The organism is Chitinasiproducens palmae, from assembly GCF_900095735.1.
GTDB classification, from domain to species: Bacteria; Pseudomonadota; Gammaproteobacteria; order Burkholderiales; family Burkholderiaceae; genus Chitinasiproducens; species Chitinasiproducens palmae.
This window is the reverse complement of record NZ_FNLO01000015.1, coordinates 123815-146218: the sequence shown is the minus strand read 5'-3', so window position 1 is coordinate 146218 and position 22404 is coordinate 123815. Positions and strand designations below refer to the sequence as shown.

Annotated in this window: 26 protein-coding genes; 20 read left to right on the top strand and 6 right to left on the bottom strand. The window is 67.2% G+C overall.

What is annotated here, in order from left to right:
- The 5 genes from BLU54_RS21050 to BLU54_RS21030 form a co-directional block, all read left to right on the top strand.
- Positions 1–237, top strand: a 237-nt coding sequence (locus BLU54_RS21050; protein ID WP_170845255.1) for a hypothetical protein, incomplete at its 5' end; no start/stop codon positions are given.
- A gap of 39 nt (positions 238–276) precedes the next feature.
- Positions 277–525, top strand: coding sequence for a DUF7940 domain-containing protein (locus tag BLU54_RS21045; protein ID WP_139169788.1), 249 nt, complete (start codon positions 277–279; stop codon positions 523–525).
- Positions 518–1024, top strand: coding sequence for a glycoside hydrolase family protein (locus BLU54_RS21040; RefSeq protein WP_091912708.1), 507 nt, complete (start codon positions 518–520; stop codon positions 1022–1024). Before BLU54_RS21045 ends, BLU54_RS21040 begins: the two co-directional genes overlap by 8 nt.
- Positions 1021–1617: a lysis system i-spanin subunit Rz gene (locus tag BLU54_RS24585; protein ID WP_091912706.1), complete on the top strand. Its 597-nt coding sequence runs from the start codon at positions 1021–1023 to the stop codon at positions 1615–1617. Before BLU54_RS21040 ends, BLU54_RS24585 begins: the two co-directional genes overlap by 4 nt.
- 139 nt (positions 1618–1756) lie before the next feature.
- On the top strand, positions 1757–2548 hold the full coding sequence (locus BLU54_RS21030) for a DNA adenine methylase (protein WP_091912704.1): 792 nt from the start codon (positions 1757–1759) through the stop codon (positions 2546–2548).
- A 19-nt stretch (positions 2549–2567) separates the two neighbouring features.
- Here BLU54_RS21030 and BLU54_RS21025 read toward each other — a convergent pair whose 3' ends face one another.
- The gene (locus tag BLU54_RS21025) at positions 2568–2810 is read right to left on the bottom strand and encodes a hypothetical protein (protein WP_328586146.1); all 243 of its coding nucleotides are present in this window, start codon (positions 2808–2810) and stop codon (positions 2568–2570) included.
- A 70-nt stretch (positions 2811–2880) separates the two neighbouring features.
- On the bottom strand, positions 2881–3057 hold the full coding sequence (locus tag BLU54_RS23890; protein WP_170845253.1) for a hypothetical protein: 177 nt from the start codon (positions 3055–3057) through the stop codon (positions 2881–2883).
- A gap of 132 nt (positions 3058–3189) precedes the next feature.
- Here BLU54_RS23890 and imuA point away from each other — a divergent pair, with 132 nt between their 5' ends.
- The 3 genes from imuA (at position 3190) to BLU54_RS21005 (ending at position 6468) form a co-directional block, all read left to right on the top strand.
- A complete protein-coding gene (gene imuA, locus BLU54_RS21020; RefSeq protein ID WP_091912700.1) occupies positions 3190–3876 on the top strand; it encodes a translesion DNA synthesis-associated protein ImuA in 687 nt (228 codons plus the stop codon).
- 934 nt (positions 3877–4810) lie between these two features.
- Positions 4811–5581, top strand: coding sequence for an SDR family NAD(P)-dependent oxidoreductase (locus BLU54_RS21010; RefSeq protein ID WP_091912696.1), 771 nt, complete (start codon positions 4811–4813; stop codon positions 5579–5581).
- A 122-nt stretch (positions 5582–5703) separates the two neighbouring features.
- Positions 5704–6468 carry a Mut7-C RNAse domain-containing protein gene (locus BLU54_RS21005; protein WP_091912746.1) on the top strand — a complete coding sequence of 255 codons (765 nt, stop codon included), beginning with the start codon at positions 5704–5706 and terminating at the stop codon, positions 6466–6468.
- A 128-nt stretch (positions 6469–6596) separates the two neighbouring features.
- Here BLU54_RS21005 and BLU54_RS21000 read toward each other — a convergent pair whose 3' ends face one another.
- Positions 6597–7364, bottom strand: a complete 768-nt coding sequence (locus tag BLU54_RS21000; protein ID WP_091912693.1) for a fumarylacetoacetate hydrolase family protein — start codon at positions 7362–7364, stop codon at positions 6597–6599.
- A 120-nt stretch (positions 7365–7484) separates the two neighbouring features.
- On the opposite strand from BLU54_RS21000, the gene BLU54_RS20995 reads away from it, so the two are divergent.
- A complete protein-coding gene (locus BLU54_RS20995) occupies positions 7485–8600 on the top strand; it encodes an alpha/beta fold hydrolase (protein WP_091912690.1) in 1116 nt (371 codons plus the stop codon).
- A gap of 122 nt (positions 8601–8722) precedes the next feature.
- On the opposite strand, the gene BLU54_RS20990 is transcribed toward BLU54_RS20995, so the two are convergent.
- Together BLU54_RS20990 and BLU54_RS20985 are read right to left on the bottom strand one after the other, a co-directional pair.
- On the bottom strand, positions 8723–9298 hold the full coding sequence (locus BLU54_RS20990; RefSeq protein WP_091912687.1) for a thiamine phosphate synthase: 576 nt from the start codon (positions 9296–9298) through the stop codon (positions 8723–8725).
- A gap of 223 nt (positions 9299–9521) precedes the next feature.
- The gene (locus tag BLU54_RS20985) at positions 9522–9863 is read right to left on the bottom strand and encodes a hypothetical protein (protein WP_091912685.1); all 342 of its coding nucleotides are present in this window, start codon (positions 9861–9863) and stop codon (positions 9522–9524) included.
- A gap of 120 nt (positions 9864–9983) precedes the next feature.
- On the opposite strand from BLU54_RS20985, the gene BLU54_RS20980 reads away from it, so the two are divergent.
- The 7 genes from BLU54_RS20980 to minE all read left to right on the top strand — a co-directional run bounded on the left by BLU54_RS20980 (position 9984) and on the right by minE (position 16637).
- Positions 9984–10448 carry an Lrp/AsnC family transcriptional regulator gene (locus BLU54_RS20980; RefSeq protein ID WP_091912683.1) on the top strand — a complete coding sequence of 155 codons (465 nt, stop codon included), beginning with the start codon at positions 9984–9986 and terminating at the stop codon, positions 10446–10448.
- A gap of 85 nt (positions 10449–10533) precedes the next feature.
- The gene (locus tag BLU54_RS20975) at positions 10534–11700 is read left to right on the top strand and encodes an FAD-dependent monooxygenase (protein ID WP_091912681.1); all 1167 of its coding nucleotides are present in this window, start codon (positions 10534–10536) and stop codon (positions 11698–11700) included.
- A gap of 5 nt (positions 11701–11705) precedes the next feature.
- Positions 11706–12560, top strand: a complete 855-nt coding sequence (locus BLU54_RS20970) for an IclR family transcriptional regulator (protein WP_091912678.1) — start codon at positions 11706–11708, stop codon at positions 12558–12560.
- 724 nt (positions 12561–13284) lie between these two features.
- On the top strand, positions 13285–14619 hold the full coding sequence (locus BLU54_RS20965; RefSeq protein WP_235838065.1) for a multidrug effflux MFS transporter: 1335 nt from the start codon (positions 13285–13287) through the stop codon (positions 14617–14619).
- Between the two features lie 131 nt (positions 14620–14750).
- Positions 14751–15479 carry a septum site-determining protein MinC gene (gene minC / locus BLU54_RS20960; protein WP_091912676.1) on the top strand — a complete coding sequence of 243 codons (729 nt, stop codon included), beginning with the start codon at positions 14751–14753 and terminating at the stop codon, positions 15477–15479.
- Positions 15480–15552: 73 nt separating this feature from the next.
- On the top strand, positions 15553–16368 hold the full coding sequence (minD, locus tag BLU54_RS20955; protein ID WP_091912674.1) for a septum site-determining protein MinD: 816 nt from the start codon (positions 15553–15555) through the stop codon (positions 16366–16368).
- An 11-nt stretch (positions 16369–16379) separates the two neighbouring features.
- Positions 16380–16637, top strand: a complete 258-nt coding sequence (gene minE / locus BLU54_RS20950) for a cell division topological specificity factor MinE (RefSeq protein WP_091912672.1) — start codon at positions 16380–16382, stop codon at positions 16635–16637.
- A 100-nt stretch (positions 16638–16737) separates the two neighbouring features.
- On the opposite strand, the gene BLU54_RS20945 is transcribed toward minE, so the two are convergent.
- Positions 16738–18234, bottom strand: a complete 1497-nt coding sequence (locus BLU54_RS20945) for a chloride channel protein (RefSeq protein ID WP_091912670.1) — start codon at positions 18232–18234, stop codon at positions 16738–16740.
- A gap of 36 nt (positions 18235–18270) precedes the next feature.
- Between BLU54_RS20945 and BLU54_RS20940 the strand changes: the two genes are divergently transcribed.
- From BLU54_RS20940 to BLU54_RS20925, 4 genes are all read left to right on the top strand, one after another.
- Positions 18271–19458 (top strand): FUSC family protein, encoded by a 1188-nt coding sequence (locus BLU54_RS20940; RefSeq protein ID WP_211435388.1) that lies wholly within the window; start codon positions 18271–18273, stop codon positions 19456–19458.
- Between the two features lie 143 nt (positions 19459–19601).
- Positions 19602–20600, top strand: coding sequence for a glutathione S-transferase family protein (locus BLU54_RS20935; protein WP_091912666.1), 999 nt, complete (start codon positions 19602–19604; stop codon positions 20598–20600).
- 22 nt (positions 20601–20622) lie between these two features.
- Positions 20623–21378, top strand: a complete 756-nt coding sequence (locus BLU54_RS20930) for an SDR family oxidoreductase (protein WP_091912664.1) — start codon at positions 20623–20625, stop codon at positions 21376–21378.
- A gap of 96 nt (positions 21379–21474) precedes the next feature.
- Complete coding sequence (locus tag BLU54_RS20925) at positions 21475–22302, top strand: hypothetical protein (RefSeq protein ID WP_091912662.1); 828 nt, start codon at positions 21475–21477, stop codon at positions 22300–22302.
- The last annotated feature ends 102 nt before the right edge of the window (positions 22303–22404 follow it).

The following is a 22404-nucleotide window of genomic DNA, read 5'->3' as shown; positions in this document are numbered from 1 at the left end:
ACGGAGGACGTCGCGGCGCTCGACCGCAAGGCGAGTGCGTTTATGGACCGCATCAAAGGCGGTCTGCTGGTCGCCGGTTTTGTCGTAACGCTGGTGCAAGGGGGGCTGATTGCCGGTGTGGTTTGGCTAATCAGTACGACGCAAAACGGGCAGACAACCAACCAGTTGCAGCAGCAGACGATCGACCGTCTGGACCGAGAGCAGGACGTGATACGGCGTCTCGTGACGGGCAAATAAACAAAGCGGCTTCGGCCGCTTTTCCTTTTCTGAGGGTCTATGAAAGTAACTTTGGCCGCGCCCTGGGCGGTGATGAAAAAGTGGTGGTGTGTGCACGTGGCGGGTGGGTTTGCGATCCTGCTCGCCGCAGTGCCCGCGTTGGCGCACGAATGGCCCACCCTGGCGCCCGTGCTGCTCGATCTGTTTCCGTCGGGCGGCAAGCAATGGGTTCCGATCATCGGTATCGGCCTTGTCATCGCAGCGCGATCGATCAAGCAACCGGCTTTGACGGAGCGCAACGATGGCTAACACTGTGAACCGGAAAGCCACCTTAGCGACCGCGGTTGGCGCCGCCGTTGCTGCGGCCGCAATTGCGTTCACTGCGCCGAAAGAGGGCGTTTCCCTTGTCCCATACCGTGACGCGCTCGCGCGCAATGTGCAGACAGTCTGTTTCGGTGAAACCAACGTCGAGATGCGGCGCTACACATTGCCCGAATGCACCGACATGCTGGATACCAGCCTGGCGGGCTATGCGCAGGCGGTGAAGGATGCAACGCCGGGTTTCGAGCAGCTAAGCGTCGGGCAGCAGGTCTCAGCGATCGATCTCGCCTACAACATCGGTCTCGCCAACTATCGAGCCTCGACCCTGCGCAAACTATACGTCGCGCGTGACTTTCCGGCCGCATGCGATCAATTCCTGCGTTGGCGGTTTGTGGCCGGTAAGGACTGCGCGATCGCGGCGAACCGGTGTAGCGGCATCGTCAAGCGGCGCGAGGCCGAACGCGCGGCGTGTCGCGGAGAGGGATGACGATGGGCGCCCCTTGGAAACGCTACGCAGCGGTCCTATGCCTGGGTGCCGCTCTGGGTGCCGCAGGTGCTTGGTGGCTAACGAGCACGCGCGCGCGCGCGGATCTGGCAACAGAGCGAGCCGCGCATGCGCGAGACAACACACGTAACGCAGAGGCTGCTGCGTCCGCAGCGGCGGTGGCTTCCCAGGCCGCGAGCCAGGCGGTGGCCACGCAATCGCGCCAGGCGCAGCAGCTCAGCCAACTAGACGCGCAATTGACGAAGGAGAGAGCGAATCATGAAACGGAGAATGCGCGCCTTCGCGCTGATTTGGCCGCTGGCACTCGCCGCGTGCGGCTCAGTGCAACCAGCTGCGCCGCAGCTGCCCACGCCGGTGGCGGTGCCGTGCCCGACTCTGCCGCCGCCGGCGCCGTGGGCGATGGAAGCGCCGCCAGCGCCGAGCTTGACCCAGCGACTGCGACAGCTCTGGCAGGAGTCGCCGCTGACGGCGATCGCGCCATAGCGCAACTGCGTTACCTGCAGGCCTACGTCTGCACGGTTCGTCCGCAGACCGCGGACTGTCCAGCCGGCCAGGCGGCCAACTCGACGCAATAACAAGACAGGGCGACCGCGCCGGTGTTACGAGCACCGGCAAAGCCGCCTTCCACTGACCTAGCCAGTGAAAAGCCGAGGCCCTGCCACCTCCCGGGAGGCGGGGCGAATCATACCAAAAAGCAAAAGGTACTTTTCACGAATGGCAGCCCCGATTGTTCCTTGGATGGGCGGCAAGCGTCGCCTTGCCGATCATCTTATTCCCCGCTTTCCGCGCCACAAGTGCTACGTCGAGCCGTTCGCCGGCGGTGCTGCGCTTTTTTTCCTACGTCCGCCGGCGGACGTCGAAGTGCTCAATGACGTGAACGGCGACCTGGTCAATCTCTATCGGGTCGTGCAGCATCATTTGGAGGAGTTCGTGCGCCAGTTCAAATGGGCACTTACCAGCCGGCAGGTGTTTCAGTGGCTGAAGGAAACGCGGCCCGAGACGCTGACTGACATTCAACGGGCGGCCCGATTCTACTACCTGCAGCGTAATGCCTTCGGTAGTAAGGTCGAGGCGCAGACTTTTGGCACCGCTACTACGACGCCCCCTGGCCTTAACCTGCTGCGAATCGAGGAGGAGCTGTCGGCTGCGCATCTGCGCTTGGCGAACGTGTTTATTGAGCACCTTGACTGGAGGGCCTGCATCGAGCGCTACGATCGGCCGCACACACTGTTTTTCATGGACCCGCCGTACTGGCAGACCGAAGGCTACGGGGTTCCTTTCCCGTTCGATCAGTACGAGGCGATTGCGGCGGCGATGCGGACGATGAGCGGTAAGGCGATGGTGACGCTCAACGATCATCCAGACATCCGGCGTGTGTTTCAGGACTTCCACGTCGAAACAGTGGATATCACGTACACCGTCGGAGGCGGCGAGCGCGCCGCTCAGCGTAGCGAAGTCATCATCTACAGCTGGAACGACCGGTTCGAGCCGGCGGGGCTCTTCTAAAGCTTTTCGCCCGTGACCGTCAGGCGGGCGATTTATCGTCCAGGCGCGGGAGATCAACTTCAGCGCCCGCCTGGCGCATGCGCTGGACAACTGATGCCAGTTGTTCATCTGTAAGCACAAGCCGCGCCGCGCCGAAAAAGAGCATGTGGGGCGACATTTCGCGAGGCGTTGCGCCGCCCGTGTACTTCCGCCATTGCTGCCCGCCGGCGACGCCGAACAAGTCAGCCATCTGTTCGCCGGTGAAGCCTAGTTCGTCTTTCAAGCGCTTGAGGTCTGCTTCGGTAGGCGGGACGTATCGCATATGAGAAACCCGCCTCTCGGCGGGCTTTGGATCACTGGAGAAATTTGGCTACAGCGAGCACTGCGCCTACAAAAGCCGTTGACCAGATCACTGGATACCACCGGGTTTCGCGCTGGAGGCGGGCTGCTTCGGCATTGAGTTTGACCGTCTCCGCCATCAGCTTCCCAATCTCCGCTTCGGTTTTCAACGTGTCCAAGGTCTTTTCCATCGTTCGTCCTTTCGGGTGACGGGCTGCGCTCGATGCGCTACCCTTAAGATGAATATTAGCCCCAATGGGGCTATCCGTCAAGCTGTGTCCGCGAGTGCGTTATACTGTTTATCCATACAGTATAGGTGCATCATGCAAATGCCTATTCTCGACCCGGCCGCGCTTCATCCAACGCTCTGGCGCGGCGATCAACTTGCGCGCGGTGCGACGCGGACTGTTTCGTCCGGCTATGCGGCTCTCGATGCCGAGTTGCCGGGCGGCGGTTGGCCGAACGGCGAGACGACCGACATCCACGTCCAGCAGCACGGCATCGGCGAAATGCGGCTCCTGCGTCCGGCGCTCACGGCCGTCGGTCACCGGCCGCTCATGATGCTATGCGCTCCGCATGTCCCCAACTCACTGGCGTTTGCCAACTGGGGAGTGCCGACCGAAAATCTATACTGGATCGATGCACAGACGACCGGCGATGCGCTGTGGACGGCGGAGCAGATCCTGAGGGCTGGGACGTGCGGCGCGCTGCTGTTCTGGCGGACCGAGATCCGACCCGAGCACGTGCGCCGGCTGCAACTCGCCGCGCAGGCCGGCGATACGCTGTTCTTTCTTTTCCGCTGGGGTTCGGCTCTTCATCACAATTCGCCGGCGCCGCTGAGGCTCAGCCTGTCGCCAGCGCCAGAAGGCGCCGACGTGCAGATCGTCAAGCGGCGCGGTCCCGCGCTGGATGACCCGATACGCATTCGCCTGGCGCCGGCGCCCGCGTGTGTCCGCGAGTTCGTCCCATCACAACCGCTGCCTTCATACGAGCCTCAGGAGACGCGATGAGGCGGGTTTCGAATCTCCGCGTGCTCGACACAATGCGGCGCGTCGACGTTGACCGGCCGATCTATCCGGGCGGAAGCTGGGTGATTGATATGTTGCTCGCCGACGGGTTCGCAGAATGGCTGAGCATGCCGCGTGGGAGCAGGGTTGCGCTAACAGCAGCGGGCCGAGACGTCATGGGCGAAATGGCCGGCTTGGAGCGAGACGGTTTGTTGCGGGGATGCTGGCCCGGCGATGCATTCGGGCCGCTGTAACGGTTCGTCGACGGGGTATGAATTAGGTGGGTAAAAAATTGACCAACCAGGTGCAAAAAAGAGCGTATCGGCACTGTATGCAAAGACAGTCCTCTAGGCTGGGCCTGAATTCGGGCGATCGCTGGGTCCGCATGCGATACTCGAAATCTGGTTTACGGTTCTTCCGTAACGTGGGTTCGAATCCCACCCTTTCCGCCAGGATTCGCCAGCACGCAAGTGCACTGAATGAGCCGCCCACGGGCGGCTTTTCTTTTGCCCATCTCTTTTGCCGCCCGCGCACTTGCGCGCGCCGTGGCTGGCTTCCGCCGCATCGTCGCGTGCCGAGGCACTGTTGCCGCGTCGTTGCGTGGCGCCTTCGCAGTCGCCGGTCTACGGCGACATACCACGACACCCGATCGAGCGACACATCGCTCGCGCGCGCTGTCGCGCAACGCGATGCTCACCGCGCGGTTTGCCGATCGGCACGACGGGGGACGAACGTCGATTCACCTCCCCGCCACACCGGCTCGCCATCGTGCGTCGACGCCACCCCATGGAAGTCGTGCGATGGCGCGCCGTGCGCGGCCGCAGCGCATGGACCAACGCGCCGGCATCGCACGACACGGGAATGGCCGTTGCTGCATCAGCGACGAGCCGGTGAACCGCAGGGCATTCCGAGCGCACCGCTCCGTCGGGAGAGATTCATGAGACTGCAAGGCAAGCGTGCGCTGATCACTGGCGCGGACTCGGGTATCGGCCAGGCCACCGCCGTGCGTTTCGCACAGGAGGGCGCCGATATCGCGATCGTCTTCCACACGGATGCCGAGGGGGCAGCGGAAACCCAGCGGCGCGTGGCGGCAGCCGGGCGTCGGGCCACCGTGCTGCAAGGTGACGTCGGCGACTCCGCGTCGGTTGCAGCATTCTTCGCGACGGCCGTCGCGACGCTTGGCGAGCTCGATATCCTCGTCAACAACGCCGGAGTCGGCGCGGGCGGCAGCGAGGTGGCGGACATCGACGATGCCGAGTTGGAACGGGTACTGCGCACGGACCTGATGGGACCGTTGTTCTGCGCGCGTGCGTTTGTGAGGCTGCGCCGACAGGCAGGCGGGCAAGGGCGGATCATCAACATCTCGTCCGTCGCCCAGCATCTGCCGACGCCCGAAAGCGCGCCTTATGGGATGGCGAAGGCGGGCGTCGGCTCGCTGGCGCGGAGCCTGTCGCGTGAACTCGCCGAGGACAAGATCAATGTGAACAACATCGCGCCCGGCTTGATCCAGACGCCGATGACGCAGGCGCGGCTGGACGATCCCGAAAAGCGTGAACAGTCCTTCGCCCGGATTCCGTGGCACCGCGCGGGCCAGCCGGAGGAGATCGCCGGCGTGGCCGCTTTCCTGGCGAGCGATGAAGCCGACTATGTGACGGGGCAGACGTGGACGATCGACGGCGGCCTGACGATGCAGTGGGGCGGCGCCTGACGGCCGAGGGCCGTTCGACGCCTTCGCCGACGCATCTCCAAACGCATCGCCCGGCCGACGCGGTGGTCGTGTCCGTGTCCATGGCCGTGGCGGCCGACGCAGCCGACGACGTCACGAACGGCATGGCGGCGCCGTGCGTGCAATTCCGCTTCCACGGCGAACTGAACCGTTTCATCGCACCGGCGCGGCGCGGCAGGTGGTCGAGCTATCGCAGTGTCGGAACGGCGTCGCTCAAGCACGCGATCGAAGCGCTTGGCGTGCCGCACACCGAGGTCGGCGTCGTTCATGTCGACGGCACGCCGTGCCAGTTGGACGCGCGGTTGAGCGATGGTGCCCGCCTAGACGTCCATCCCGTCGCGGCGCACGCCGGTGACGATGACAGCGCGCGCTTGCCGCGTTTCATCGCGGATGCGCATCTGGGTGCGCTTGCCGAATGGCTGAGACTGGCCGGGTTCGACACCCTGTATGACAACTTCTATCAGGACGACGCGATCGCCGAGTTGGCGATGCGCGAAAGCCGTATCGTGCTGACCCGTGATCGGGAGCTGTTGAAACGCCGCGCTATCGCGCGCGGCGCCTACGTGCATGCGCAGCGTCCGGAACTGCAGTTGCGGGAAGTGATGGCGCGTTTCGCGCTGGCGCAACGTGCGCAGCCGTTCAGGCTTTGCCTGCGTTGCAATGTGCCGCTGCGTTCGCTGTCGGTGGAGGAGGCTGGGCCACGGGTGCCGCCGCGCGTGCGGGAGCGCTGCACACGCTTCACCACCTGCCCAGCGTGCAACCGCGTTTTCTGGGAAGGATCGCACTGGCGGCGCATGCGTGCGTTGATGGACGACGTGACCGGGCGGCCGGGTGCGGTCGTGAACCGCGCCGACGAGCGCGTGGCGTGAGCCGCGCTGGCCGGCTTGACGGAATCAACGCGATCAGCACGATCAACGCGACAGACTGGCGCGACAGGCGCTTGAGTCAGGCGCTTGAGCCGGGCGCGTGAGTCAGGCGCGTGAGTCAGGCGCGTGAGTCAGGCGGCGTCGGCGTCGCGTCGCGCGAAACGCACTTCGAATTCACCCAGCGCGCCATAGGCGAGCCGGTGCGGCGTGCCGCATGCGAAATCGAGCATGCCGGCGTAGGAGCCGGTGATGATGGCCTGGCCCGCGCGCAGGTTTGCGCCGGTCAGCGCCGCGTTGTTGGCCAGCCATTCGAGCGGCGCGAGCGCGTCGCCGGACGGATGGCGGCCATCATGGCGCAGCGTCGTGCCGCTTTCGACGACCAGCGCAAAGCCGTCCAGGTCCTGCGCGAACGCGTCCTCGACCACCGGACCGAGCACCAGCCCGTCGTTGAACATGCCGTCCGCCAGCAGTTCCAACTGGCTGCATGCCGACGGATCGGCGAAGCGCGACGCAATGATTTCCAGGGCCAGGCGCACGCTGCCGATGGCCGCGCGAATTTCGTCGCGGCTATAGGGTTGCGCGCGGGCCGGCAGGTCCTCCTTCAGAATGAACGCCAGTTCCGGTTCGACACAGGCCAAGGCGCCGGCGACCGGGATCTCGGCGCCGGGCGCGGCGGTCAGGTCGACCAGACCGCTCGCGAAGATCGGTGCGGCGATCAGCTTTTCGCCGGCCGGGACCGCGCATTTCCAGCCGGCGACGGCGTCGCCGAGTGTTTCGGTAACCTGTTTCTGGATCGCGAAAGCGGCCGCGGCATCGGTCGGGCGAAGGTCGTCCGGCAGCCGGTCCAGAGGCGTGGCGCTGCGACGCGAATCGATCAGCAGGGAGGCGGCGTCTTGCATGCGACTGCTCCGGTCAAGCAATTTGAAAGAGGGCTGATAGTAACCGAAGTGCCCGATAATTTTGAAAAAGCGGCGCGGCGGGGCGCGCCGTGAAGGTGAGATGGCGCGCCAGGGAGCGATATGGACAGGAAGGAAACGAGCAGGACCCGTGCCGCGCATGCCGGACATGTCGGACATATTGCACGTATTGCACATGTAGCGCTGATGATGGCCTGTGCAATCGCGGGCGGGCTGGGCTTGGCGGACACGGCGGCCGCGTCGGACGCATCGACGGCCACCACGCCTGCACATACGACCGTGCCCGCCACACCGCCCGCCGCCGCGCTGGCCGCATCGCACGTGCCGGCAACGGACCCGCCGGCGATGTGCACGCGTCGCTTGGATCGGCCCGAGCGCGATCCGTCGCTGCGCGCGCAGACGCTGCGGACGCCAGGGGGCGCCATCGCTTACTACCGGTTCGGCAAGGGCGAGCCCATCGTGCTGGTGACCGGCTACCGCGCGACGCTGGAGGAATGGGACGCCAACTTCCTTGCCGCGCTGGCCAGGCGCCACGAAGTCATCGTCTTCGACAACCGCGGTGTCGGGCAGTCGCGCGGCGCGGGCGATGACGCGGCGGCCGACGCGGGAGCCAATTTTGGCATCGAGGACATGGCTCACGACACGGCGACCCTGATTCGTGCACTCGGGCTGACGCGTCCGACGCTGCTCGGCTGGTCGATGGGCGGCATGATCGCGCAGCAGTTGGCGGTCGACCAACCCGAGCTGATCGGGCGTCTGGTGCTGCTGAGCACGCAGGCGCCAGGACGGCAGGGCGTGCCGGTGTCACCGCCGGTGCTGGCCACGCTCGATGGCCACTCGCCCCATCCGTATGCCGACGTGATGCGTGTGCTGTTCCCGCCATCGGCACAGCCGGCCGCGCTGCGGTGCTTCGTCGATGCGATGTTCCGGCCGCTCGACTACGCGGCGGCGCCGTTCCCGCCGCGGACCGCCGCGGTGCAAGCCCGACTTCTCGAACGCTGGCGGGATGCCGAGCGGATCTACGCGCATCTGCGTCATCTGTCGTTACCCACGACGGTGATTGCCGGCAGGCAGGATGCGATTCTCTCTCCGGTCAACGCGACGGTGCTGGCGCGCGCGGTGCCGCATGCGCGCCTGGTGTGGTTCGACGACGGCGGCCATGCGTTGATGTACCAATATCCGGATGCGTTGGCGAGCGCGCTCGACGCGCCCCGTTGAGAGGCCGCGCGCGCGGACCGCTTCAACGAGCGAGCGCGTGGGCCAGCCAGACCAGCAGGGCCCAGAGCATGCGCAGCGTCTGCCAGAGGAAGCGAAGAACGTCCATCAGCGGTGCGGTTCGATCAGTGCGGCTGCCAGAATGCGCGGATCGCCGCGATCCCGTGTGCGCCGTGTGCAACCGCCGTGTCCAGCACGGCCTCGTCCATCCCGCCGAGCGCGTACACCGGCAGGCGAGTCGCGCCGCACAGTTGCGCGAAGCGTTGCCAGCCAAGCGGCACGGCGTCGGGATGCGTCGCGGTGGCCAGCACCGGCGACAGCGTGACGAAGTCGACACCAACCGCTTCGGCGCGTCGGATCTGCGCCAACGAATGCGTGGCAGCCGACCGCAGGCCCGCCGCCGCCGGCGCGTCGGCAACGGCCATGGCAAGCGCGGCGCCGTCGAGGTGCTGCCCATGGGCGCCGCACCGGGCGACGAGGTCGGCGCTCGCGTTCAACAGCAGTCGTGCGTCATATCGTTCGCAGCAGGCCAGCGCCTGCTTGGCCAACTGCGCGTAGACATCGGTCGGCAGGGACTTGGCGCGCAGCTGCACGAGCCGGATGCCGCGGTCCAGGGCGGCTTCAAGCGACGCCAGAAACGTCGTGAAACCCCGGTCGTCCGGGTGCGGCTCGGGCGAAATCAAATAACGGGACGGCAGCATGGCGGCGCGGCGGCAGCGCGGCCGCTGGGGCGGCGCCGCGCCGCGATGGCGGCGAAGGAAACCGATCGTACCGCAAGTTTCGCCGGCAGACCGTAACGGCCCATGACGGGTCGTTACGGGTCATGAGCGCACCACAAGCGCACCACAAGCGCATCACGAACGCATCACGGGCCGGGCGCGAAGACGCGCGCGCGACGGCGCGCGGCCGGTCGATGCTGGCGCGCTAGGCGGCCAGCGCCTCGATCAGGCGGGCATCGGCGTGCGCGTCGTCGCTTGCGGCAGCGTCGTCCAGCGGCGGCGTCGCGGTGCAGGCCGTGGCGGTGACGTCGAACAGGTTGTCCAGACGCGCCAGCAGTAGCCGAAGCGGCGCCAAGTCCGCCGCCTGGAGGTCGAGCAACAGGCTTGCGCCGTGGCCGGTGCCGCGCCGCATGGTCATGCGCTGCAGCACAAGGCCGGTGCGGCGCACGATGCCGAGCACGTTTTCGAGGGCCCCGATCGGATCGTCGCAGCGATCGTCGATGGCGAGGGCGATTTGCGCTTGGCAGGGAGCGGTGTCGGTATCCATGAAAAGATTCTATGCCTCGACGCGCAGAATTACGTGCTTTTCTTTTGTCTTGTGCTCGTCGGGGCGATGTGACATTGGCTTAAAATCGCTTTCTCCCAGAAGAATCTTTTGATACCCGAAATGGCCGCGAAAATCGACGAAACGGATCGCCGGATCCTGCGAGCGCTGCGGCGCGATGCACGGCTGAGTAACAGCAAGCTGGCCGAGGAAGTCAACTTGTCGGCCAGCCCGTGCTGGAATCGGGTTCGCGCGCTCGAACAGAAGGGCGTCATCGAAGGGTATTCGGCCCTGCTGAGCCAGAAGGCGTTGGGCCTGCCGGACACCGTGATCATCGAAGTGACGCTGGAGCGGCATGACGACGAAACCGTGGAGCGCTTCGGGCAGGCGCTGGCCGCGTTGCCGGAGGTGGTCGAAGCCTACCTATTGACCGGCGAATACGACTATCTGATCAAGGTCGCGGTTGCCGGCACCGAGGGCTACGAGGAATTCCTCCGTCGCAAGCTCTATACGATCCCCGGCTTGCGTCATAGTCGATCGACATTCGTGCTGCGTTGCCTGAAACGGATGGCATCTGTCGAGCCCTGATTTTTTTCCGGCTTGCGCCCCGCGTCGTTCAACCCCATTATGTTTATAAATGAACTAATGGTTCAAATTTGAACGGAGAGGCGTGGTGGGGACTGCAAATTCGAGAGGTAGCGTCGGTATCGTCGGCGGTGGCATTGGCGGTCTTGCCGCCGCGATCGCGTTGGGCCAGCAGGGTTTCGAGGTCACGGTGCTGGAACAGGCCGAGCGTTTCGGGCGCGTGGGTGCCGACATCAACCTGACCCCAAACGCGGTCAGGGCGCTCGATGGCCTCGGCGTCGGCGATTCGCTGCGTGAGAAGGGCGCGCGCCCGACCTATCGGATCAGCCGTTTGTGGGACAGCGGCGCCGAAACCTCTCGTCTCGAAATGTCCGACGCGGCCGAGCGGCAGTACGGCGCGCCGCAGTTGACGCTGCACCGCGCCGATCTGGTAGCCGCGCTGGACGGACGCCTGCCGCCGGGCGTGGTCCGCTTCGGGCAGCGGGTACGGGCGATCGACCAGGACGGCGATGCCGCGTTCGTCGAGACGCAGGACGGTCAGCGACACCGTTTCGACGTCGTGATCGGCGCGGATGGCATTCATTCGCAGGTCCGCGCCGCGATGTTCGGGCCGGACGCGCCGCGCTTCACCGGCGTCGTCGCCTACCGTGCGGTCGTGCCGGTCGAACGTGTGCAGGTGCCGAACACCGACGCGTTCACGAAATGGTGGGGACCGACACCGGAAAGCCAGATCGTCACCTTTCCGCTGAACCGTGGCCGCGACATCTTCATTTTCGCGACGACCGCCCAGGACGACTGGCGCGACGAGTCGTGGACCCTGCCCGGCGACGTGGCGGAACTGCGCGCGGTGTATGCGGCCTTCCACCCGGAAGCGCGGGCACTGCTCGATGCGTGCGACACCGTGCTGAAGACAGCGTTGTACGAGCGCGACCCGATGCCGGTGATCTCGCAGGGACGGCTGACGCTGCTTGGCGATGCCTGCCATCCGATGATGCCGTTCATGGCGCAAGGCGCCGGCATGGCCATCGAGGACGCGGTGGTGCTGGCGCGTGCGATCGGCGCAGCCGACGGTGCGACCGGGATGAGCGAGGCGCTGCAGCGTTATCAGGCCGTTCGCACGCCGCGCACCGCACGCATCCAGATCGGCTCGCGAGGCAACGCCTGGCTGCGTGAAGGCGGCAACGCGGACTGGGTGTACGGCTACGACGCCTGGCAGACGCCGCTCGATACCGCGCCCGCGGCCGCGGTCGCGTGAGCCGCATGGCCGAGATCGCCAGCCTTGCCGGCCGCGACGCGCACGACCGCCGGCCGCGCTCGGCTGCCGAAGCCGCCGACGTGCCGGGTGACGACGCCGCCGCGCAATTGATTTCACCCGTGCTACGCGGCATGCGCCTGTTGCGCTATGTCGCGAGCGGCGGTGTGACGGCCAATCTCAGCGAAGCGGCGCGCCAGACCGGCATCAATCGCGTGACGCTGGCACGGCTGCTCGACACGTTCGTGCATGACGGCACGCTCGAAGCGATCGCCGGCGGCGGGCATCGGATCGGCACCGGCCTGTTGACGCTTGCGGCCGACGCATTGGCGGCGGAGTCGCCGGCCCGACTATGCCGCCGCGCGCTGGCCGGGCTGGCGGGCGAACTCGGTCTATCGGCTTATCTGGCCGTGCTCGACGGCGCGGACGTCGTGTTCCGCTTGAATCACATGCCGGACGCTGCCCTGGTCACGCAGATCCGCATTGGCTCGCGGGTGCCGGCCTTGCGCGTCGCGCCCGGGCGGGTGCTGGTGGCTTTCCACGCCGACGCCGAACGCACCTTCGAGGCATTGACCGCCGGTTCGGACGAAGCCGAACGCGCGGCATTGCGCGCCGCGCTGGCGCGCGACCGCGAGCACGGCCATGCCTGGAGCTTCGGCGGGCTGGAGGCCGACATCGATGCCTGCGCGGTGCCGGTGCGGGATGCCGACGGACATGCGTTGGCCGCGATCAGCGTGGCGGGGCCGGCCGCCAGCCTGCGCGCACCGGCACAGCGCGCGCAGGTCGAGGCCGCGCTGGCCCAGGCCAGTCAGACGCTCTCCAGCTGGCTGGCGGCCGCGCCGCACGACCGGTTTTTCCTGTAAAGACGCTCTACCGTGTTCCGTTGGCCTGCGCGGGAGCGGAACGCCGCCAGGGCTGCATGCCGATCTCCGCATGCCGATTGGTGGATAACGCCGCCGCGCCGTCAGGGCCAGCTCCCTGACCGCGAGCGGTACGCGGGCCTGCGCGATGCCAGCCCGGCAACACGCGGCCGGTCCGCAGGTGGCCGCGCCGACGTGCGGGTGCCGCCCGTCACCAACGCCCGCAACAGCGCGGCGCGCTCACGGCTGCCGCGCGGCGCAAAGCGGCCGGCCCGCGCGCACCCCAGCGCAGCCATGCCACCACGCTGGTGCTAACTGTCAACGCCCTGCTGGCTGGCGGAACTCGGTAGCGACTTGTGTGTCAAGCATGACGCGGGTAAAAGACGCGGGTAAAAGACGCGGGTAAAACGGCGCGGGTAAAACGGCGCGGCGCCGCACCGGGTCGCGTTATTGCGTGCATCATGCGGGCTGCGCGGCGCTGTCGATGACGCGCCCGCCCGCGGGGTGAGGTTCCGTCGCGCCATCGCGCGCTCCGCAGTCTGCCAACCCGCTGCCAACCCGCTGCCAACCCGCTGCCAACCCGCAGCCAACGCGCGGGCGACCCGCGACCAACCCGCGACCAGCCCGCGCGCGACCAACCCGCGGCCATCGCGCCGCTTTCCTCACCGCTCACCTTCGAATACGAATCGCGCGGCTGCCCGTGGCGGGCGCCGCACCGGAGTCCTGCATGCCTTCCTATCCCCTGATGGTCCTGATCCTCGGCGCGCTTGCCTGCATTGCGCCGATGACCATCGACGCCTATCTACCGGCCTTCGGCGCCATCGGCCGCGCCTTCGACCTGCCGGCTCAGCAGGTGCAACTGACATTGGGCTTGTATCTGCTGGCCTATGCCGGCATGACGCTGCTGCACGGCACGCTGTCGGACTGCTTCGGGCGCAAGCGCGTGTTGCTCGTCTCGCTGGTCCTGTACGCGCTCGCGTCGGTCTGCGCCGCGCTCGCGCCAAATTTCGCGTGGCTGCTTGCCGGCCGCATCGGCCAGGGCTTGACCGCCGGCGCAGGCATGGTGGTCGGCCAGGCAATCATCAACGACTGCTACAAGGGCGCGGTCGCGCAGCGCACCATGTCCTACGTGGTCATGGTGTTCGGCATCTCGCCTGCGTTCGCGCCGATCATCGGCGGCTACGTCGCCGCACACGCCGGATGGCGGGGCGTGTTCTGGCTGCTCGTCTGCCTCGCGGTGGCCACCGCTGCGCTGTGCATCTGGCGCCTGCCGGAAACGCTCGCGCCCGGCGCTCGCCAGCGCTTCGCCGGCCGTGTGCTGCTGGCGAACTACCGCAAGATCCTGCGCGAGCGGGCTTTCGTCGAAATGGCGCTGAGCTTCGGCGCGCTGTTCGGCGGCTTCGCGTTTCTGATCGGCGCGGCGCCCGATTTCGTCACGCGGGTGCTCGGCTTGCCGGAAACGGCTTTCGGCTGGCTGTTCATTCCGTTGGTGGTCGGGCTGCTGAGCGGTTCGTTCGCCGCCGCGCGGTTGGCGAGTCGCTGGTCCAGCGCCCGCTTGATCGCTGCCGGATATGCGGTGATGGCGGCCGGCTGTGCGATCGACCTTGGCTACACGGCCAGCACCGCGGCGCCCGTGGTGCCGTGGGCAGTCGCGCCGATCGGCGTCTTTTCGTTCGGCCTGTCGCTGGCTGCGCCGAACATGACGCTGCAAGCGCTCGCCCGCGTGTCGGGTCTGTCGGGAATGGCGGCTTCGGTGCTGGGCTTCGTGCAGATGATCTTCTTTTCGGTGGTCAGCGGCTGGTTCGCGCCGCTGGTCTATGGCGATGCGTTCCGGCTGGCGGTGGCGCTGGCGGCGGGCGTTGCGATCAGCGGTCTTGGCTGGGCGTGGGCCTCGCGGGGCGGCGCCGCGCAGGCGTCCGGGCTTGGTGGGGACCGCGGCCACGGCGGCCACGGCGAGGCCGCGGCGGCGCGCCCGGTACAGCACCCTGACCCAGGCGCTCGCGTCGGCGCAGCCATTGCCGCAGGGAACGGCGCGGTGGACGGCGCAAGCGAACGCGCCTGACCCACGCCGCGCATCGGGTTCAGACGGCGCGTCGAGCGCGCCGACCGTACCGATCGGGCACGCGCCGCAATGATTTCTCGACCGCGGCGCGCAGATCGGTAAAATACGCGAAAACTGCAGCCGGTGAATGCATGTCGCTTAAGAAGACTCCCTTTTTCGAATTGCGCAGCGGAACGCTCGATCTGCTTCACTTCGTCGTGAAGACGGGCGATCTGCTGGCGCTGCGCGATGAGCTGCAGCGCCGCTTCGAAGCGACTCCCGAGTTTTTCTCGAACGAAGCCGTGGTGATCGACCTGCGGCGTTACGAAGCCAATCAGCGGGTCGACCTGCACGCGCTCGGCCAACTGCTCAGCAATTTCAAGATGCGCCCGGCGGGCGTGGTCGGCACCGATGAACAGCGCGGCTGGGTCGAGAGCGCCGGTTTCGCGTTGATCGAGTCGCGCCTGCGGCACGACGCCGAGCCCGTGGCCCCGGCCGAACCGGAACCGGAACCGGAAGCCGTCGCCGAGGCGGCGCCGGCCACACGCTCGACGCTGATCGTCGATCGGCCGTTGCGCTCCGGGCAGCGGATCTATGCCGAGGGCGACGTCGTCGTGCTGGGCCTGGTCAGCTATGGCGCCGAAGTCATCGCCGAGGGCAATATCCACATCTATGCGCCGCTGCGAGGCCGGGCGCTGGCCGGTGTGCATGGCAACCTCGACGCGCGGATCTTCTGCACCTGCCTGGAGCCGGAGCTGATCTCGATTGCAGGCATCTACCGGACCACCGAGACGCCGCTCACGCCGGACGTGCTCGGCCAGGCCGTGCAGATCCGGCTCGACGCCGAGAAGTTGCTGATCGAACCCTTGCGTCTCAACTGAGACGGCCCATCTCGTCCGGGCAGCGCGGCGGTCCGGGCTCCAACTCAACGAAATCCGCTAGGTGGCGAATCGTATGGCAAAAATCATTGTGGTGACCTCCGGCAAGGGTGGTGTCGGCAAGACGACGACGAGCGCGAGCTTCGCGTCCGGGCTGGCGCTGCGCGGCCACAAGACGGCGGTGATCGACTTCGACGTGGGTCTGCGCAACCTGGACCTGATCATGGGCTGCGAGCGGCGCGTGGTCTACGACCTGATCAACGTGATCCAGGGCGAAGCGAACCTGAACCAGGCGCTGATCAAGGACAAGAAGTGCGAGAACCTGTACATCCTGCCGGCCTCGCAGACGCGCGACAAGGACGCCCTGACCATCGAGGGCGTCGGCAAGGTCATCAATGAACTGGTGGCGTCGAACTTCGAATACATCATCTGCGACTCGCCGGCCGGCATCGAATCGGGCGCGCTGATGGCGATGTACTACGCCGACGAGGCACTGGTCGTCACCAACCCGGAAGTGTCGTCGGTGCGCGATTCGGACCGCATCCTCGGCATTCTCGCGTCGAAGACCAAGCGCGCGATCGAAGGGGGCGAGCCGATCAAGGAACACCTGCTGATCACGCGCTACAACCCGAAGCGCGTCAACGAAGGCGAAATGCTGTCGCTCGCCGACATCCAGGAAATCCTGCGTATCAAGCTGATCGGCGTGGTGCCCGAGTCCGAGGCGGTGCTGCATGCGTCGAACCAGGGCATCCCGGCCGTGCACATGGAAGGCACGGACGTGGCGCACGCCTACAGCGACATCGTTGCGCGCTTCCTCGGCGAGGACAAGCCGCTGCGTTTCATCGACTACCAGAAGCCGGGTCTGCTGCAGCGCCTGTTCGGCAACAAGTAAGGGAGACCGATATGTCGCTACTCAGACTGCTGCTCGGCGAGAAGAAGAAAAGCGCGTCGGTTGCCAAGGAAAGATTGCAACTGATCATCGCGCGCGAGCGCTCGGGCAACGAGGGCCCCGCGCCTGACTACCTGCCTGCGCTGCAGGCCGAACTCATCGCCGTCATCTCGAAGTATGCGAAGGTGAGCAGCGACGACATTAAGCTGAATCTCGAAAAGCAGGGCAATTTCGAGGTGCTCGAAGTCAAGATCGAGATACCGCAGGGCTGAGTTCGGCGTCCGAACCCGCAGGGCGGCACCGGTGGTGCCGCCCTTTGTCTTTCCAGTGCGTGCCGATCGGCACGCATCGGTGGCGCCGGACGCCGGCGGCTCAGGCGCCCGCGTCGGGTCCCCGGCCCGCTTCGGGACGCCGGCGATCCGGCTCCGCGGTGGTGTCCGCCCGCGTCGTCGGGTCCGGCTCGGCCGGGTCGTTGCCTTCCGGCATGACGGCGCCGGCCAGATCCACCGGCGTCGAAGCCGCGGTATCGGCCTGCGGCGTGGGGTCGACCGGCGCGCCGGGCGGCGGCGCCGCGAAGCGCGCGGCCAGCGCCTCGTACAGCGGGGGGGCGAACAGCCGTGACACCCGGCTGGCGATCAACGCGGTCGCCATCAACGAGATCACCATCGCGTGGCCGTTGATCATCTCCATCACGATCACGAACGCCGTGATGGGTGCCTGGGTGACTGCCGCCATATAGCCGACCATGCCCAGCGCGATCAGCATCGGCAGCGGCATGTCGCCGAACAGCGCGTGCACCACGTTGCCGATGCCCGCGCCGATCGACAGCGACGGCGCGAAGATGCCGCCCGGGACGCCGGGCAGGTAGGAACCGATCATCGACACGATCTTCATCAGCGGGTACAGCGCGCCGAGATGTTCGCGGCCTTCGAGCAGGCCGCGCGCCTCGGCGTAGCCGCTGCCGAAGGTGGTGCCGCCGGCCAGCACGCCGACCACTGCCACCACCAGGCCGCAGGCGGCGCCGAATGCCACCGGACGCGTGCGTCGGAACGTGACGACGGCGGACGGCATCCATCGATCGGTATTGAGCAGCAGCCAGCAGAACAGCCCGCCGATGATCCCCGAGATCGACGCGACCGCCAGGACCGCCACGGCCAGCAGCCGCGGCAGGCCCGTGCCGACGTCGATGGTGCCGAAATAGGTGTAGTTGCCGTTCAGCCCGAGCGCGACGATGCCCGCGAAGATGATCGCGGTGATCAGCACGCCGCTGGCGCGCTGCTCGAAGCTGCGGGTGAGTTCCTCGATCGCGAACACGATGCCGGCCAGCGGCGTGTTGAAGGCCGCCGAAAGGCCCGCCGAAGCCCCGGCCAGCGCCAGCTGGCGATCGATGACGGGACTGGAGCGCGGGTAGAAGCGGCGCAGGTTGTACATCAGCGCGGCGCCGACCTGCACGGTCGGACCCTCTCGTCCGATCGTGAAGCCGCCGATGATGGCCAGGAACGAGATCAGCACCTTGCCGACCACCACGCGCAGCGACAGCAGTGCGTGTCCCAGCCTGCCGGTGTCGGTGCCGCCGCTGTGCAGCAGCGCGATCACCTGTGGAATGCCGCTGCCTTCGGAACCGCGGAACAAGGCGCGCGTGAGCCAGACCGACAGCGCGCCGATCGCTGGGGTAAGCAGCAACGGCAGCCACCAGCGCGCCGTGCGCAGCGATTCGAACAGGCTGAAGCCGTAGTCGATGAGCCGCGCGTACAGCACGGCGACCAGGCCGACGAGGATGGCGCCAAGCCAGAATACGCCATACTCACGCCAGAGCCGCCCGGCGCGGCGCAGCGAACGGCTCGACAGGTTGCGGATGGCAGTGGGCATGGCATGTTCCGGACGCGTCAAGCCCGCGATTATAAGATGGTTGCCCGCGCCGGGCGCCGCATCCCGTCATATCCGGAAGCTTCGAGCACGCCGTTTGCGTGTCGTCCGCTCAGACCGTTGCCTGGCTCGTTGGCCGGCAGCGCCACGCCTCTGCCGCTGTTGCGGCGCTTACCCGCTTCGATCATCGTCCGCTTCGATGCCACCTTCGACTGGCGCCAGTACCAGGGCCGCACCGCTCCCGCCACCGCGTTGCCGGTCGGCTTGTGCCTCGCCGCCGGCCTGTTCAGCGGCCATGCGCTGGAGGCAACGCTCGCCGCCGGCGGCGCGATCCAGGTGGGCTTCGCGGCCTACAAGCGAGTCACGCGCTGGCGCGAGGCCGCCTTGTTGCTCACCGCGTTCGGCGTTGCCTTGTCCGCGGCGATCGGCACGGTTGCAGCGCGGCTGCCGGCGCTGTTGCTCGCGGTCGCGATCATCTGGAGCGTGGCCATTGCGTTGGTTGGCCGCCGCTATGGCGACCAGGCGCGCTGGGTGGTGCTGCAATGCGCGATCGCGCTGGTCGTCGCCAGCGGTTTTCCGAGCGACTGGCGCTTCGCGCTGCAGCGTGGCGCATTGGTTTTCGTCGGCGGCGCGGTCCAGGTCGCGGCGGTCACCTTGCTCTGGTGGTGGCGCGGCGAGCCGTTGTTCGGCGATCGGCCATCGTCCGATCCGGACGCCAGCGCGCGCGCCGCGTGGATCGAGCCGGCCCGCATGGCCTTGGTCAGTGTCGGCGCGCTGAGCCTGTCGACGGCGCTGCCGATGCACAATGCGTACTGGGTTCCGATGGTGGCGCTGCTCGTGATGCGTCCGACCGTGGCGGCCGCGCTGCAGACCAGCCTTGAACGCACCGTGGGCACGCTGCTCGGCGCCGGCCTGGCGACTGCGCTGGTTGCCCTTACGCGGCCGGGGCCGCTTGCGCTGGTCGCCGTCATTGTTGGCTTGGCGTGGTTGACCTATGCCTTGCAATCGGTCAATTTCACCGCCTTCATGGCCAGCCTGACCGCACTGATCGCGCTGGTGATTTCGCTGAACGGTTTTCCCGAGGCCGTGGTCGCCCTTCATCGGGTCACCGCCACGGTATTGGGTGCACTGATTGCATTGCTGGTCGGCGAACTCTTCGAGCTGGTGCTGACCGGCGTGACGCGTTTGCGCGGCGGCGGCACGGACGCACGCGCCGACCGAACCTGAAGCGGGGCTGCGTCACAGTCGAATCAGAGCCGAATCAAAGCCGAATCAAAGCCGAATCAGGGCTGAACTCGGGCTGAATGGGGGCGGAAGCAGGGCCTGCAGTGCGCCCGGGCGGCCCCGCAACGTCTGTCACGGAGGAGACGATGGGCATGCTGATCGAAGGCAAGTGGCGACAGGAGTCGCTGCTGGCCTCCAACGAGAACGGCCGCTTCGTGCGCGCCGCCAGTCCGGTGCGGCACTGGGTGAGCGCCGATGGCGCGCCGGGTCCGACCGGCGACGGCGGTTTCGCGGCGGAAGCCGGGCGTTACCTGCTCTATATTTCGCGTGCCTGTCCGTGGGCGCACCGTGCCACCATCATGCGCGCGCTGAAGGGACTGGATGCCATGGTCGGGCTCGCGATCGTGAACCCGGTGATGGGAGAGCAAGGTTGGACCTTTGCGCCAGGGCCAGGCGTGCTGGCCGACCCCGTCGCCGGCGCGCCGCTGCTGGCTGACGTGTACACGCGTTCGGATGCGCGCTATACCGGCCGGGTGGTGGTGCCGGTGCTGTGGGATCTGAGCCGCGACCGCATCGTGAGCAACGAATCGGCGGACATCATGCGCATGTTCAACCGGGCGTTCGATGGACTGGGTGCGCGGCCGGGCGATTACTATCCGGAGGCGCTGCGCGCCGAGATCGATGAGCTGAACGAGCGCATCTACACCACGCTCAACAACGGCGTGTATCGCGCCGGCTTCGCGTCGACGCAGGCCGCGTACGACGAAGCGGTCGGGCAACTGTTCGATACGCTCGACTGGCTCGAAGCGCGCCTTGGCGGGCAGCGCTATCTGTGCGGTGACGCGCAGACCGAGGCCGACTGGCGGCTGTTTCCGACCCTGCTGCGTTTCGATCTGGTCTATCACGGCCACTTCAAATGCAATCTGCGCCGGCTGGTCGATTATCCGAACCTGTGGTCGTATACGCGGGAGCTGTATCGCACGCCCGGCATCGCGGCGACCGTCGACATCGACCACATCAAGCGTCACTATTATTTGAGTCATCCGCAACTCGATCCGAGCGGCATCGTGCCGGCGGGACCGCTGCTCGATCTGGACGCGCCGCCGACACGCGCGCTGGCCGGGCAGCGCGCATCGCACCATTGAGAAAACGAACGGAGGAGAACGCATGGAAGCAGGCAAGGTTGCTCTGGTCACCGGAGCCTCGCGCGGCATTGGCCGGGCGGTGGCCGACGCATTGGCCGACGACGGCTATCGTGTGATCGGGACGGCGCGAAAGCAGGACGCACTCGATGCGTGGGCCGCGGAGGTTGCCGAGCGCGGCGGCGAGGCGATGGCGTTCGCCTGCGATGTCGCGCAGCCGGATCAGGTCGAGGCGCTGTTCGCGGCGATCCGCGCACGCTTCGGCCGCCTCGACGTGCTGTTCAACAACGCCGGCATCGGCGCGCCGGCGGTGCCGTTCGACGAGCTGACGGTCGAACAGTGGCGCGCGGTCGTCGATACCAATCTGACCGGCATGTTCCTGTGCGCGCGCGGTGCGTTCGGCATGATGCGGCGCCAGACGCCGGGCGGTGGGCGCATCATCAACAATGGCTCGATTTCGGCGCACGCGCCGCGACCGAACAGCGCGCCCTACACGGCCACCAAGCACGCGGTGAGCGGCCTGACCAAATCGATCTCGCTCGACGGACGCGCGTACGACATCGCCTGTTCGCAACTGGACATCGGCAACGCCGCAACCGAGATGGCCGAACGCATGGCGCGCGGCGTGCCGCAGGCGAATGGCGAGATCGCGGTTGAGCCGTTGATGGACGTGCGCCATGTGGCCGACGCGGTGCGCTACATCGCGTCGCTGCCGCTCGACGCGAATATCCAGACGATGACGGTGATGGCCACGAAGATGCCCTTCGTCGGGCGCGGCTGAAGCCGGTTCCGCGGGCGCGATCCCTGTAGTGCGGACAGCGCGGCCGTGTCGCGCCGTACACCGAATCGCCGCGCGCTTCGATTAGAATCGCGTCCCATGAACCGCCCGCGCGCTCTCGTCCCACGTCGCCCGGCGCAGCATGCGCTGCGCCGCGTGCTGTTTGCGCTGCTGGCGGTGATCGTCCTGCTGCGAGCGTTGATCCCGGCCGGCTTCATGCCGGCGGGCGGTGTCGACGGCGGTCTGGCGTTTTGCGACGGTGAAGGCCCGCTGGCGTGGGATGCCGCCGCCCGCCGGCTGTCGCCGATGCACATGGTGGGTCATGGCGGCCTGCGCATGACCGGAGCGCCGGTGCCCGCATCGGGCGCGGACCATGCATCCAGTGCGGCCGCTGCGGCGGACGAAAGTGCCGACGCGGCAGTTGCCGAATTCGGTGACGAATCGGCTGACGAAGGCGCCAATGCAGGCGCCAATGCAGGCGCCGATGCAGGCGCCGACATACTGGTGGCGGCCGCGGCCAGTGCCGGGCGTGACCTCACGCGCGGGCAACCGCACGACGCGTCCGCCGCTCAGCATCGGATGCACGAGCATGCGATGACGATCGTGCAAAACGATCAAGCCGTGCTGCGTGGCGATGGCCCGCAGGCCAGAGCAAGCCACGTTGCGCACGGCCAGCACGCCGACGGCGACGAGGGTGGCCACGGCCATCACTCGGAGGCGGGTGACGTCCATGCGCCGTGCGGCTTTGCTTCGCTGCTGCTGACCACCGCCTTGCTGATCGTCGTGCTGCTGGCGGCAGCACGATCGCGCTTTTTCCTTACCTTCCCGCAGCCCATCCCGCTCCATCTGCGCAGATGGGCCTTCCAGCCGGTCGGTTCGCGTGCGCCGCCGCGGGCGCCGTTGCCTGCAATGGGACTCGCCTGCTGAAGCATCGAGGCTTGGCGCCGCCACCGCTCGCCGTCCGCGGCTGCGGCTCGTTGTGCCGGGCGGTCGTTGCCGGCTGTCGCCGGCGCTTGCATGCACGCACAC

Excerpts from the sequence above, each read along its gene's own strand:
- imuA (WP_091912700.1), top strand. The coding sequence starts at position 3,190 with ATGCAAATGCCTATTCTCGACCCGGCCGCGCTTCATCCAACGCTCTGG.
- BLU54_RS23890 (WP_170845253.1), bottom strand. The coding sequence starts at position 3,057 with ATGGAAAAGACCTTGGACACGTTGAAAACCGAAGCGGAGATTGGGAAG.
- BLU54_RS20990 (WP_091912687.1), bottom strand. The coding sequence starts at position 9,298 with ATGCTGCCGTCCCGTTATTTGATTTCGCCCGAGCCGCACCCGGACGAC.
- BLU54_RS20935 (WP_091912666.1), top strand. The coding sequence starts at position 19,602 with ATGGGCATGCTGATCGAAGGCAAGTGGCGACAGGAGTCGCTGCTGGCC.
- BLU54_RS20930 (WP_091912664.1), top strand. The coding sequence starts at position 20,623 with ATGGAAGCAGGCAAGGTTGCTCTGGTCACCGGAGCCTCGCGCGGCATT.
- BLU54_RS20980 (WP_091912683.1), top strand. The coding sequence starts at position 9,984 with ATGGCCGCGAAAATCGACGAAACGGATCGCCGGATCCTGCGAGCGCTG.
- minE (WP_091912672.1), top strand. The coding sequence starts at position 16,380 with ATGTCGCTACTCAGACTGCTGCTCGGCGAGAAGAAGAAAAGCGCGTCG.
- BLU54_RS21030 (WP_091912704.1), top strand. The coding sequence starts at position 1,757 with ATGGCAGCCCCGATTGTTCCTTGGATGGGCGGCAAGCGTCGCCTTGCC.
- BLU54_RS21045 (WP_139169788.1), top strand. The coding sequence starts at position 277 with ATGAAAGTAACTTTGGCCGCGCCCTGGGCGGTGATGAAAAAGTGGTGG.
- BLU54_RS21000 (WP_091912693.1), bottom strand. The coding sequence starts at position 7,364 with ATGCAAGACGCCGCCTCCCTGCTGATCGATTCGCGTCGCAGCGCCACG.
- BLU54_RS21040 (WP_091912708.1), top strand. The coding sequence starts at position 518 with ATGGCTAACACTGTGAACCGGAAAGCCACCTTAGCGACCGCGGTTGGC.
- BLU54_RS20940 (WP_211435388.1), top strand. The coding sequence starts at position 18,271 with ATGGTTGCCCGCGCCGGGCGCCGCATCCCGTCATATCCGGAAGCTTCG.
- BLU54_RS24585 (WP_091912706.1), top strand. The coding sequence starts at position 1,021 with ATGACGATGGGCGCCCCTTGGAAACGCTACGCAGCGGTCCTATGCCTG.
- BLU54_RS21005 (WP_091912746.1), top strand. The coding sequence starts at position 5,704 with ATGGCGGCGCCGTGCGTGCAATTCCGCTTCCACGGCGAACTGAACCGT.
- BLU54_RS20985 (WP_091912685.1), bottom strand. The coding sequence starts at position 9,863 with ATGGATACCGACACCGCTCCCTGCCAAGCGCAAATCGCCCTCGCCATC.
- BLU54_RS20945 (WP_091912670.1), bottom strand. The coding sequence starts at position 18,234 with ATGCCCACTGCCATCCGCAACCTGTCGAGCCGTTCGCTGCGCCGCGCC.
- minD (WP_091912674.1), top strand. The coding sequence starts at position 15,553 with ATGGCAAAAATCATTGTGGTGACCTCCGGCAAGGGTGGTGTCGGCAAG.
- BLU54_RS20995 (WP_091912690.1), top strand. The coding sequence starts at position 7,485 with ATGGACAGGAAGGAAACGAGCAGGACCCGTGCCGCGCATGCCGGACAT.
- BLU54_RS21010 (WP_091912696.1), top strand. The coding sequence starts at position 4,811 with ATGAGACTGCAAGGCAAGCGTGCGCTGATCACTGGCGCGGACTCGGGT.
- BLU54_RS20970 (WP_091912678.1), top strand. The coding sequence starts at position 11,706 with ATGGCCGAGATCGCCAGCCTTGCCGGCCGCGACGCGCACGACCGCCGG.
- BLU54_RS20925 (WP_091912662.1), top strand. The coding sequence starts at position 21,475 with ATGAACCGCCCGCGCGCTCTCGTCCCACGTCGCCCGGCGCAGCATGCG.
- BLU54_RS20965 (WP_235838065.1), top strand. The coding sequence starts at position 13,285 with ATGCCTTCCTATCCCCTGATGGTCCTGATCCTCGGCGCGCTTGCCTGC.
- minC (WP_091912676.1), top strand. The coding sequence starts at position 14,751 with ATGTCGCTTAAGAAGACTCCCTTTTTCGAATTGCGCAGCGGAACGCTC.